Source organism: Streptococcus sp. oral taxon 431 (genome assembly GCF_023110115.1).
Taxonomy (GTDB): Bacteria; Bacillota; Bacilli; order Lactobacillales; family Streptococcaceae; genus Streptococcus.
The window spans coordinates 270,391-281,752 of sequence record NZ_JALDVP010000002.1; the positions used below are offsets into that span (position 1 = coordinate 270,391).

Annotated in this window: 11 protein-coding genes and 1 riboswitch; of the genes, 3 read left to right on the forward strand and 8 right to left on the reverse strand. The window is 38.3% G+C overall.

The features are described 5' to 3' along the window. Nucleotides 1–143: 143 nt before the first annotated feature. The 5 genes from M1F91_RS04165 to M1F91_RS04185 form a co-directional block, all read right to left on the reverse strand. Nucleotides 144–629 carry a GNAT family N-acetyltransferase gene (locus M1F91_RS04165; protein WP_247912756.1) on the reverse strand — a complete coding sequence of 162 codons (486 nt, stop codon included), beginning with the start codon at nt 627–629 and terminating at the stop codon, nt 144–146. Then, nucleotides 604–1,023: a chromosome partitioning protein ParB gene (locus tag M1F91_RS04170; RefSeq protein WP_247912757.1), complete on the reverse strand. Its 420-nt coding sequence runs from the start codon at nt 1,021–1,023 to the stop codon at nt 604–606. Before M1F91_RS04170 ends, M1F91_RS04165 begins: the two co-directional genes overlap by 26 nt. Before the next feature lie 27 nt (nt 1,024–1,050). Beyond that, entirely contained in the window at nt 1,051–1,701 is a 651-nt protein-coding gene (locus M1F91_RS04175; protein WP_247912758.1) for a phosphatase PAP2 family protein, read from the reverse strand. After that, nucleotides 1,691–2,254 (reverse strand): ECF transporter S component, encoded by a 564-nt coding sequence (locus M1F91_RS04180; protein ID WP_247912759.1) that lies wholly within the window; start codon nt 2,252–2,254, stop codon nt 1,691–1,693. The genes M1F91_RS04175 and M1F91_RS04180 overlap by 11 nt, the downstream gene beginning before the upstream one ends. A gap of 148 nt (nt 2,255–2,402) precedes the next feature. Continuing rightward, nucleotides 2,403–2,621, reverse strand: a riboswitch (FMN riboswitch). Between the two features lie 53 nt (nt 2,622–2,674). Beyond that, the gene (locus M1F91_RS04185) at nt 2,675–3,178 is read right to left on the reverse strand and encodes a tRNA (cytidine(34)-2'-O)-methyltransferase (RefSeq protein ID WP_223333618.1); all 504 of its coding nucleotides are present in this window, start codon (nt 3,176–3,178) and stop codon (nt 2,675–2,677) included. Between the two features lie 425 nt (nt 3,179–3,603). On the opposite strand from M1F91_RS04185, the gene trkA reads away from it, so the two are divergent. The 3 genes from trkA to M1F91_RS04200 all read left to right on the forward strand — a co-directional run bounded on the left by trkA (nt 3,604) and on the right by M1F91_RS04200 (nt 7,952). Continuing rightward, nucleotides 3,604–4,953, forward strand: coding sequence for a Trk system potassium transporter TrkA (gene trkA / locus M1F91_RS04190; RefSeq protein ID WP_225750678.1), 1,350 nt, complete (start codon nt 3,604–3,606; stop codon nt 4,951–4,953). Nucleotides 4,954–4,956: 3 nt separating this feature from the next. Then, entirely contained in the window at nt 4,957–6,396 is a 1,440-nt protein-coding gene (locus M1F91_RS04195; protein WP_247912760.1) for a TrkH family potassium uptake protein, read from the forward strand. Between the two features lie 851 nt (nt 6,397–7,247). After that, the gene (locus M1F91_RS04200; protein WP_247912761.1) at nt 7,248–7,952 is read left to right on the forward strand and encodes a type II CAAX endopeptidase family protein; all 705 of its coding nucleotides are present in this window, start codon (nt 7,248–7,250) and stop codon (nt 7,950–7,952) included. Nucleotides 7,953–8,197: 245 nt separating this feature from the next. On the opposite strand, the gene M1F91_RS04205 is transcribed toward M1F91_RS04200, so the two are convergent. From M1F91_RS04205 to M1F91_RS04215, 3 genes are all read right to left on the reverse strand, one after another. Further along, nucleotides 8,198–9,742, reverse strand: coding sequence for a peptide chain release factor 3 (locus tag M1F91_RS04205; RefSeq protein ID WP_247912762.1), 1,545 nt, complete (start codon nt 9,740–9,742; stop codon nt 8,198–8,200). A 209-nt stretch (nt 9,743–9,951) separates the two neighbouring features. Then, nucleotides 9,952–10,644 carry a TIGR02206 family membrane protein gene (locus M1F91_RS04210; protein WP_247912763.1) on the reverse strand — a complete coding sequence of 231 codons (693 nt, stop codon included), beginning with the start codon at nt 10,642–10,644 and terminating at the stop codon, nt 9,952–9,954. A gap of 34 nt (nt 10,645–10,678) precedes the next feature. Further along, entirely contained in the window at nt 10,679–11,353 is a 675-nt protein-coding gene (locus M1F91_RS04215) for a TIGR02206 family membrane protein (RefSeq protein ID WP_247912764.1), read from the reverse strand. Nucleotides 11,354–11,362 lie beyond the last annotated feature (9 nt).

An 11,362-nucleotide genomic window follows, 5' to 3' on the forward strand; every position in this document is an offset into this window, starting at 1 on the left:
TAATCTATCTCAAATGCAAGAGAAAAATTCTATTTTTAGAGAAATTTTATTACTGAATTTGGCTATTATTTCTTTCGTGAAAGAGTTCTGAACTACAAACAAAAAACCGCTCTGTTTTGAGCGATTATAAGAAATAATAAAGTTTAGTAGGAATCCAGTTTTAAGAGCAGGCTTGTCCCTTTTTCAGTACTTCCACTTTCCACAAATCCAAGGGACTCAAAACATCTTCTAGAAATCCGATTAAAAGTGTAGATTTCCTGAACTTTCAACTGTTTCCACCCCTTTTGCTGGGATAGATCAATTAAAGCCCTTAAAACCTTGCGTCCAATACCTTGATGCTGATAAGCTGGATTGCCAATCACAATAGGAAGATTCTCCTGAGATAAGGCTACATCACCAATTGGAAGCCACTCTCCCTTTTCTCGAAACTCAATCCAGAACAAATCCCCGTGTTCCTCTAAATAGGAATACATGGCATTTAATTTTTCCAAACTATAGGGAATTCTAATGCCATCTACCAGTTCCACCAAATCCACATCTTGATACCAGGATAAAGCTGCATCACGATGATCTGCTAAAAAATAGGGAACTAGACGTAGGGAATCATCTATCTGAATAATCTTTGGCATCTTTTTTTACTCCTAACAACTGCTTCGCTGCCTGATTAAAACCATCACACCAGTTGTACCATTTTGCTTCATACTCATCTTGGGATAAGGTACGATTTTTTAAATCCAGAATAGAATAAATCTTTCTTTCCTCGCAAGCTTGCATATAGAGATGATATAGTTCATCACCACCATCTTTATCCCACTCAGCAGAAATCGTATCCTGACCTAGCAACAATGCCTGATAAGCTCTGTGATGCCCGTCTGTAATTAGCAAGCAATCTCCAAATGCAAGAACACTGATTGGATTTATATTTTGCCTCTCTACCGACTGATAAAGCATCTGGATATCTTGCAACTTCTTTTCTGATAAGTATAGTTGAGTCGGATGAAGATCTGTAATATTGACTTTCATTTCTTTCTCCTCAAGAAGAGTTAATATCTACTTTTGTTTGCCTGTAAAGCGCCATTGAAAGCGAAGTTTGTCATAAAATGGAAATTCAATGAATAGAATTCCAAGACCCAGACAGAGACTGGCAAGAACATCTGATGGGTAATGAACTCCCAGATAGACTCTGGAAATGATTACACTTACTAGATAGATTCCCAGTAAAATCTGGAGAATGAGCTTTACAGTCCTATCTTTCACTCTCTGTCCCACAATGATAATTAGAGAACCGATTAAAACAGTTACTGCTAGTGAATGACCACTAGGGAAAGAAAATCCTTTTTCTTCAACCAAGTGTAAAATTTCAGGTCGCGGACGTTGATAGAGGTGTTTTAAGGACACAATTAAAATTCCAGCCAAACTAAGATTGCCAGCTACTAAAAGGCTTTCTGACTTCCATTTTTTCAGATAAAAAATAACAGTCAATAAAATTGCCCAAGAAATAACGATTGGTAAGTCAATCAGACGAGTAAGCCCTCGAAAGATAGTTGTCAATATAGCTGGTAAATCTCCACGGATTGCTGTCTGGATAGACGAATCAAATGGTATCAATTGTTCTGGATAAAACTTAACGACATAACCCAGAATTACAAATAGTAAAAGGGCAAAAGAGCCCTTTGTTAAATATGTTTGTTTATCTTTCATAGTATTTCAAAGTTGGTTTCAAGAGGACAAATAATAACCAGAATGAGATGGCAAAGATGACTCCTTCAATCAAATTAAATGGTAAGACCATTGTCATCAAGTAATTACTAAGTCCTAGAATATTCTCTATATCAAAGTTAGCAAATTTTGCGTACAAAGGTACAGCATAAACGTAGTTTAGAACTAACATGGCTAAAGTAAGACCAATCGTCCCTGCTAATGAAGCTAGGACAAAACGTATGGCTGTACGCTCTTTTTTCCAAATCAGACCAAAAGCAAGAACAAAGACTCCTAAGGCTACGATATTCATCGGCAAACCAATGTAGGTACTAACTCCTTGGTTGTTCAGAAGGATTTTCAACAAAGACCGAAGGAATAGTACTCCTAAAGTCGCTGGTAAATCCAAGACTACCAAACCTACAAGAACTGGTAAGATACTGAACTCAATCCTTAAAAAGGGTGCCGCCGGTAGAAGCGGAAAGTCAAGGTACATCAACACAAATGAAAGTGCTGATAAAATTGCAATGGTCGAAAGTCGACGTGTGTTTGTCATAACAGGTTCCTCCAATTTTCTATAAAATCAGAAGAAGTTGGAAAGTTTCTCTCTATCTACTCTCTTAACTATCTCAAAAAACAACCTAAGCTTACAAAGAAACTGGTTTTATTTCTATTATAATGAAGCAGAATAGACAAAGCTATCCTTTCGTCTTCTCCCATCCAGACTATACTGTCGGTTGTGGAATCTCACCACATCAGCTTGCGCTCGCGGACTTATTTGGCTAAGATATTTTAGATTTATCTAGACGTCGCAGTCGAAGATAATACTTAAAGTATATCGAGACAAGACAACGAAGAGAAATCTAAAATAGCTAGTCAAATTTACCGCCGGTCGGGAATCACACCCTGCCCTGAAGACCCTCTAATGATAACAAAAAAAGCTTGCAAGCGCAAGCATTTTATCTCTTATCAGTGTTTATTTCAACTTATCCGTTTCGTAAGTATGAACCAGTTCGAGACCCGCAAAATTTTGTTGACGAAGGGCCTCATAGACAATCATACATACCGTATTGGATACATTGAGACTACGGACATGTTCATCATTCATAGGAATTCTGAGAGCTTTTTCAGGATGTTCCCGCATAAATTCCTCAGGCAAACCTTTATCTTCACGTCCAAAAAGAAAATAATGGTTTCCTTCTATCGTGAATTCAGCATCTGAATAGACCTTTTCTGCAAACTTGGAAATCAAGTAGAGTTGACCATCCATTTTTTTCATAAATTCATCTAAACTATCATAAAAATAGATCTCAAGTTTGTCCCAATAATCTAGCCCGGCTCGCTTCATTTTACGATCATCAATCGGAAAGCCCATCGGTTTGATAATATGAAGGGGCGCATTCGTCGCCGCACAGGTTCGTGCAATATTCCCCGTATTTTGTGGAATTTGTGGTTCAAACAATACAATATGATTGGCCATGCCTTGCTTCCTCTCACTAGTGCAAAAAAATAGCCACACTGCCCGGAGTCAAGCTCAGCAAACAGCGTGGTTAAGGCGTCGTTAACTTACCTCACAACAGGTTTGAAGTAAATCAGCGAAACTACTTTTTTAGTATAACACTTTCAGCCTGATTGTCAATAGAAATGACTTGATTTTTTTCATTTTTTTTACAAGCATATTTACAAAAGTTAAAATTTTAACTTTTAGCAAGCAATATCATAGAATTTACATAGATTAAGAATTTTCGGAACAAGTATTTTCATAAACATATGATGTTTAAAGCAAAATATTTGTTCGAATTCCCCTAATCCCTTTATTAAAGAAGGAAGCAGTCGGTTGTTAAGTGCATTTTTTTCTAAAAAAAGGTATGATAGAGACATATTGAAAAAGTAGGTTAACTAACTATGAAGATTATTCTTGTCGGAGGGGGAAAAGTAGGTTCTGCCCTCTGTCGTTCACTGGTTGCTGACAACCATGATGTTGTCTTAATTGAACAGAACGAAACAGTTCTAAAATACTTGACTAGCCGTTTTGATATTATGGGAATCGCAGGTAACGGAGCTGACTTTGCTATGTTAGAAGCAGCCAATGTTCAAGATTGTGATATTTTCATTGCCATGACTCAATACGACGAGGTCAACATGGTTTCGGCTGTTTTAGCCAAAAAAATGGGAGCAAAGGAAACCATTGTTCGTGTACGAAATCCTGAATATTCCAACCCTTACTTTAAAGAAAAAAATATTCTTGGATTTTCACTCATTGTAAACCCTGAACTCCTAGCAGCTCGTGCTATCGCTAATATTATAGACTTCCCCAATGCTCTTTCTGTTGAGCGTTTTGCAGGTGGATTAGTCAGCTTAATGGAATTCAAGGTACGAAATTTCAGTAATATTTGTCAGATGTCTATTGCTGATTTCCGTAAAAAGTTTGGTAATGTTATTGTCTGTGCTATCGAACGCGACCACAAACTCATGATTCCTAGTGGAGATATGATTTTAGAAGATAAAGACCGTATCTTTGTGACAGGACATCGTGTCGATATGATGCTCTTCCACAACTATATTAAGTCCAGAGTTGTTAAGAGTTTACTCATCATAGGAGCTGGGAAAATTGCTTACTATCTCTTAGGTATGTTAAAAGACAGTCGTATCGATACCAAGGTTATTGAGGTCAATCCTGAAAGAGCTGCCTTTTTCAGCGAAAAATTCCCTAAACTCTATATAGTCCAAGGTGATGGAACAACTAAGGACACCCTCTTAGAAGAAAGTGCACAAAACTATGATGCTGTTGCCACTTTGACAGGAGTCGACGAGGAAAATATCATTACCTCTATGTTTTTGGATAACATAGGTGTTCAGAAAAATATTACCAAAGTAAACCGCACTAGCTTATTAGAAATTATCCACGCAACAGATTTCTCAAGTATCATCACCCCTAAAACAATCGCTGTTGATACCATTATGCACTTTATCCATGGTCGTGTAAATGCGCAATATTCTGACCTTCAAGCTATGCATCATCTAGCAAATGGGCAGGTAGAAACTCTTCAATTCCTGATCAAGGAAGCCAATAAAATGACTGGCAAGCCTTTATCTCAATTGAAGCTCAAAAAGGATATCTTGATTGCTGCTATTATCCGCAATGGAAAAACGATTTTCCCAACAGGAGAAGATACCCTCCAGGTCGGTGATAAGCTAGTGGTTATCACTTTGCTTTCAAATATCACCAAGATTTACGATTTGTTAGAGAGGTAAGCTATGAATAGAAGTATGGTACGCTTTCTTCTTGCAAAGCTACTCTTGATTGAAGCTGGGCTACTTTTAGTTCCGGTTGGTATTGCTCTTTACTATCGAGAATCTAATCAAGTTTTTACAGCTCTTTTCTCTACCATTGGAATTCTTATTGTCCTAGGTCTTCTCGGAATCATCAGTAAACCTAAAAAACAACGTATCTATGCCAAAGAAGGAGTCTTGATCGTTGCTCTTTGTTGGATTCTCTGGTCTTTCTTTGGCTCCCTTCCCTTTGTCTTTTCAGGTCAAATCCCCAATTTTATCGATGCCTTCTTCGAAACTAGTTCCGGCTTCACTACTACGGGAGCAACTATCTTAAATGACGTTTCTGTCTTAAGCCGTTCTCTTCTATTTTGGCGGAGCTTTACCCACCTCATTGGAGGGATGGGGGTGCTAGTTTTTGCCCTAGCTATTATGGACAATGCAAAAAACAGCCACTTAGAGGTTATGAAGGCCGAGGTCCCTGGACCAGTATTTGGTAAGGTTGTGTCTAAGCTAAAAAATACAGCACAAATCCTCTACATCCTGTATCTGGCAATGTTCGCCCTCTTTGTAGTGATTTATTATCTTGCCGGTATGCCACTCTACGATAGTTTTGTCATCGCTATGGGAACTGCTGGGACTGGTGGTTTCACTGTTTACAATGATGGAATCGCCCACTATAATAGTTCTCTTATTACCTATCTGACGAGTGTTGGGGTCTTGATGTTTGGTGTCAATTTCAACCTCTACTACTATCTCATGCTTCGTCGAGTCAAGGAATTCTTTTTCGATGAGGAGCTTCGTGCTTATCTCTTGATTGTCGTCGTTTCTACCGGCTTAATTACTCTCAATACACTCCACCTTTATAGTGGCGTTTCACAAAGTTTTGAGATGGCCTTCTTCCAAGTCTCTAATATCATCACGACAACTGGTTTCGGTTACGGAAACATAACCAATTGGCCTTTGTTTTCTCAGTATATCCTACTGATGTTGATGGCCATTGGTGGTTCTGCTGGATCTACTGCTGGTGGTCTCAAAGTGATGCGTGGAGTTATTCTAGCTAAAATTGCTAAAAATCAATTTTTGTCTACCATATCCCCTCACCGTGTTTTAACTCTCCATGTTAATCAAACGGTAGTCGACAAGGACACCCAACACAAGATTCTCAAGTACTTTGTAGTTTACGTCATGATTCTACTCAACTTAATTTTCATTATCAGTTTAGATGCTGACAATTTAATGATTGTTACGAGTGCCGTTTTCAGTTGCTTTAACAATATCGGCCCAATTCTCGGAACAACTGCAAGTTTCTCCATTTTTAGTCCATTTTCAAAACTCCTCCTATCCTTTGCAATGATTGCAGGACGTCTTGAAATTTATCCAATCATCCTACTCTTTATGAAGCGAACCTGGTCTAAGCGTTAGCAATGTTATTATCAAAAATCACATCCTTCAAAAAATGAGGGATGTTTTTTTCTGTTGATAAGATTTTTAAAAGACAGTTGAGAGTCAAAAAATAACACTTGGGAAAAAGATGATTTTTCATGAATCATTTTAGTTATAATTTTTAAAAAACGTGGGGGGTTTATATGGAAAAAATGAACAAATCAATCCAACTTCTTTTATTGATTTCCTTGGTCTACTTAGGCTGCTGTAGTTGCTTAGTTTGGCCTGGTATTTCTTTAACACTCAAACAATCCTGCTTTTACTTTTTACTCCTCTTAATGTTATTAGCAGGTATCTGTACATTTATCCACTATCTTTCAGGACATGATCATGTGAATAGTCAGCTACACAATCGTAGTCGATCCTTCTTTTTATTGTATAGCAGCATGGTTATCATTAACGTTGTTGGAGTATGTTTTATTTTATTTGAAAGCATAAGCACTGACACTCTACTACAAAAAGAAATCGTTGACTTGTTACTCATCTCTTTCTTTTTCCTTTTCGGACTTGATATTGCTACCTTTCTACCGTTAAACAAATGGAGAAAATTACCAACTCATAAAAAGACAGGCCGGCTAACAACCCTTATCTTTCTTAGTTTATTTTTTCTGCACAATCCTTTAACCATACTTTCTGTCAGTTTTTATATCCTTTTGGGAGTCAGCTTTCTAAACTTTTTATTTCCTAAAACCTTAAGACAAGATTTATCCTTCTATAGTCATTTAATTCGAAACATCTTACTTGTTTTATCTACGCTTATGTTCTGGTAATTAATAGAATTCCTATCCAAAGTATGCTATAATGAAATAAATTTTTTAGGAGATATATGAATGAATTTTTTTAAAGATTATCGTAAACGATTGATTTGGCTAGGAATCTTTCTTGTGGCAATGGCCCTATCGCAAGTTCCTATCGTGACTTTAATGCTACTTCAAAAAACGCAACTTGGATCTATCTGGTCATCTCTAATAGTGGGGCTTGTCTCTACCGCTATTGTTACACTCTTTTTATATGGTGCTCACAAAAGTAAGTTATTAAATCTAAAATCAAAACTCTTTACTATTAATGACGCCCCTCGAATTGCTCTTAGTTATGTAGCCATTGTCACAGGAAATCTGATTGGTGCGATTTGGTTACAACTTCTGAAGCAAACAACTACTTCGAATCAAGAGGCTATCAATAGCATCATGTCAGAAAGCTCTCTAATTTCCAGCATTTTCGTGGTTGCAATAGTGGCACCTATTTGTGAGGAAATTATCTGTAGAGGTATCATCCCTACTAAACTCTTCGAAGGATACGAGAAAATTGGATATATTTTCGGTTGGTTTCTCTTCACTATAGCCCATATCCCAAATAATCTTCCTTCTTTCTTGATCTATGGCTGGATGTCTGCAGTCCTAACTTGGACTGCTTATCGCACCAAACGACTAGAGATGTCTATCTTACTGCACCTAGTGAATAATGGAGTCAGCATTCTATTGCTTATCCTCCTTACATTCCTTATCAAGGTTGTTGGTATAGATGTTATTCACTAACTGAAGGTGTACCACTACTAAAAAAAGACTAGGAATTCAATAGTTTCCTAGTCTTTTTGTTTATTCTTTGAGTGATTCCAAACTAAGTTAATGAGGCAGGTAGCTAGACTACTTTCTAACTATTACGACACGAAGAGGCGAAAATGATTATTTTTCGCCGATGAGTTAGTGAGGCAGTTAGACAAGTCTTATAGGACTTGCCGTAGTCTACTTAGATTGTTTTGCAATCAAGTAGACTTACTGAATCACATCTTTTCTTCCAACTCCACATCTGGATACTTGTCCGCAAACCAGCGGAGGGCAAAGTCATTTTCGAAAAGGAAGACAGGTTGGTCAAAGCGGTCTTTGGCCAAGATGTTTCGACTTGAAGACATACGTTCATCTAAATCTTCTGGTTTAATCCAACGAACTGTCTTTTTACCCATTGGAGTCATGACAACTTCAGCGTTATACTCGCCTTCCATACGGTGCTTGAACACTTCGAACTGGAGTTGTCCAACAGCACCCAACATGTACTCGCCTGTTTGGTAATTCTTATAAAGCTGGATGGCTCCTTCTTGTACCAACTGTTCCATTCCCTTGTGGAATGATTTCTGTTTCATAACGTTCTTAGGTGAAACCTTCATGAAAATCTCAGGCGTGAAGGTTGGTAGTGGTTCAAACTCAAACTTGTTTTTCCCAACAGTCAGAGTATCTCCAACCTGGTAGGTCCCTGTATCATAAACTCCGATGATATCTCCTGCTACGGCATTGGTCACATTTTCACGACTTTCCGCCATAAATTGGGTGACATTAGAAAGTTTAGCTCCCTTACCAGTACGAGGCAAATTGACACTCATACCACGCTCAAATTCACCCGATACAATACGGACAAAGGCAATGCGGTCACGATGTCGAGGGTCCATGTTGGCTTGAATTTTAAAGACAAAACCTGAGAAATCCTTATCATAAGGATCAACAATTTCTCCGTCTGTTTTCTTGTGTCCATGAGGTTCTGGAGCAAACTTGAGGAAAGTTTCAAGGAAGGTCTGCACCCCAAAATTAGTCAAGGCCGAGCCAAAGAAGACTGGTGTCAAATCACCTGCAAGAATGGCTTCCTCTGAGAATTCATTTCCTGCTTCATTCAAGAGTTCGATATCCTCTTTCACTTGTTCGTAGAATGGGTTGCTGGCAAAGAGTTTATCGCCATCTTCTAGGCTGGCAAAACGTTCATCCCCTTTGTAGAGTTCCAAACGTTGGTTATAGAGATTGTAGAGCCCCTCAAAGGCTTTCCCCATACCGATTGGCCAGTTCATTGGATAACTTGCAATACCCAAGACTTCTTCCAATTCTTGCAAGAGATCTAGTGGTTCACGACCGTCACGGTCTAGCTTGTTCATAAAGGTAAAAACTGGGATCCCGCGGTGTTTGACAACCTCAAACAATTTCTTGGTTTGGGCCTCGATACCCTTGGCAGAGTCCACTACCATGACCGCAGCATCCACCGCCATCAAGGTACGATAGGTATCTTCTGAAAAGTCCTCGTGTCCTGGAGTGTCTAGGATGTTTACCCGTTTCCCATCGTAGTCAAACTGCATGACAGATGAGGTTACCGAAATCCCACGTTGTTTCTCGATATCCATCCAGTCTGACTTAGCAAAGTTTCCTGTTTTCTTCCCTTTTACAGTACCTGCCTCACGAATCTCTCCCCCAAAATAGAGCAATTGCTCAGTAATGGTTGTTTTCCCCGCGTCCGGGTGAGAGATGATGGCAAAGGTACGGCGTTTCTTAATTTCTTCTTGAATACTCATAAGTTCTCTTTCTTTCTACTTTTTTAATGATTTCAATTTATAATCACTCTTTATTACATCGGACCCTAACATTCCTTTCAACACTCCATTATATCGGATTTTAGAGAGTTTTTCAATTGCTTACACAAGAAAAAGCAGGTCAAGATACTAGACCTGCTCTTCAGATTCTTTTGTTCAATATTTATTTTGTATCGCTGGTTACAATCTCTTCAAAATTTTATTTTTTCTAGAGCAATTTTCTTTTGCCAGCGTTTCTTAAACAAGATATCAAAGAGAACTAAAGCCGAAGAAAGAATGATTGAAACCAGAAGATACTTTATCCATATAGGAGCATCTGGAATAAAAGGCGTGGTATTCAAAAGCCCATAGTTTCCACCTGTCACTTGATTGACTCCAACTAGAAAAAGATTAAGAACAAAAGTGTAAGCGATGATTCGATACTTTTTCAGCAAGGTCTTATCGTAGTGATTCATGAGATAGACCAGGGAATTGACTAAGAGGGCATAATGACCAATGAGAAAAGAAAAACTGGTAATATGCGGAAAATCATAGGGGTCAAAAACAGGATAGCCTAAAGCAAATACTGCTCCACTGGCTCCCATAAGGGCAAAATACTGCTTGGTTTTCCATTTGTCAGGTAAGAATACTACAGCGAACATGGCCAAACGGCAATGGTACAGAGGCAGGCTGTTCGAAATTGGAATGCTAAAACCTATATACCAGGTATAAAGAGCTAGCAGTTGCGCTATTTGAATCCACTTAAACAATCGAACAAATTTGGGATTTTTGTAGTAAGTAAGAGAAGCATAAATAGAGAAAGCAAGAAGTCCTATCATAACTCCATACCAAAAAATCGGAATAGGCGGTGGCGTCGTTTGGGTTCTTGTAAAAAAATGATGCATAAAGTCTCCTTAAGGTAACGAATTCAGTTGTATATTAACTATTCTTATGTTTATATTTAACGAGTTGATTGATAAGGATGAGAATACCTGTCATCAAACTGGTCACTATCAAATAGTTAAGCAAACTACCATGATCCCCAATCACAGGTGGCTTGCTCATAAAGCCATAATTTCCTCCTGTCAAGAGGTTGGCAAAAAAGATAATGGCATTAACCCCAAAAGTCATCTGGCATATTTTCCAAGTATCCCCTTTTTCAACTTTATAATATCTAACAAGATAAATCAAGCAGTTAGCCAAGAGGGCCCAGTGTCCGAAAACATTGTTCACAGACGAAACATGAGGGAAAGGAAAAGGATAAAAGACTGGATAAACCAAGGCCATGATAGAACCAAAAACTCCCACTAAGGCAAAATATTGCTTGAAAAAGGTCTTATTAGGGGCAAAAAGAATCATCCACATAGCCATGCGACTATGGTAAAAAGGGAGAGCCTCAGATAGGGGCAGACGTGCAGCAATATACCAAGCGTTGATAATGAGCAACTGAATCAATTGTCCCCAATACCAAAAGTTTCTGTAACCTTTAGATGATGCGAAACGAATCGATAAAACAGCTATGATTACCAAAGAAGTAGGTAATAAAAAGTACCAGGCTCCCAAATGAGGAGGAACTGTCTTTTTACTAGTAAAAAGTAACTCCCAAAGCGTCATATGTCATCC

What these genes read in the sequence shown, in the direction of transcription:
- M1F91_RS04165 (WP_247912756.1), bottom strand. Translation starts at nt 629, where the DNA reads ATGCCAAAGATTATTCAGATAGATGATTCCCTACGTCTAGTTCCCTAT.
- M1F91_RS04170 (WP_247912757.1), bottom strand. Translation starts at nt 1,023, where the DNA reads ATGAAAGTCAATATTACAGATCTTCATCCGACTCAACTATACTTATCA.
- M1F91_RS04175 (WP_247912758.1), bottom strand. Translation starts at nt 1,701, where the DNA reads ATGAAAGATAAACAAACATATTTAACAAAGGGCTCTTTTGCCCTTTTA.
- M1F91_RS04180 (WP_247912759.1), bottom strand. Translation starts at nt 2,254, where the DNA reads ATGACAAACACACGTCGACTTTCGACCATTGCAATTTTATCAGCACTT.
- M1F91_RS04185 (WP_223333618.1), bottom strand. Translation starts at nt 3,178, where the DNA reads ATGGCCAATCATATTGTATTGTTTGAACCACAAATTCCACAAAATACG.
- trkA (WP_225750678.1), top strand. Translation starts at nt 3,604, where the DNA reads ATGAAGATTATTCTTGTCGGAGGGGGAAAAGTAGGTTCTGCCCTCTGT.
- M1F91_RS04195 (WP_247912760.1), top strand. Translation starts at nt 4,957, where the DNA reads ATGAATAGAAGTATGGTACGCTTTCTTCTTGCAAAGCTACTCTTGATT.
- M1F91_RS04200 (WP_247912761.1), top strand. Translation starts at nt 7,248, where the DNA reads ATGAATTTTTTTAAAGATTATCGTAAACGATTGATTTGGCTAGGAATC.
- M1F91_RS04205 (WP_247912762.1), bottom strand. Translation starts at nt 9,742, where the DNA reads ATGAGTATTCAAGAAGAAATTAAGAAACGCCGTACCTTTGCCATCATC.
- M1F91_RS04210 (WP_247912763.1), bottom strand. Translation starts at nt 10,644, where the DNA reads ATGCATCATTTTTTTACAAGAACCCAAACGACGCCACCGCCTATTCCG.
- M1F91_RS04215 (WP_247912764.1), bottom strand. Translation starts at nt 11,353, where the DNA reads ATGACGCTTTGGGAGTTACTTTTTACTAGTAAAAAGACAGTTCCTCCT.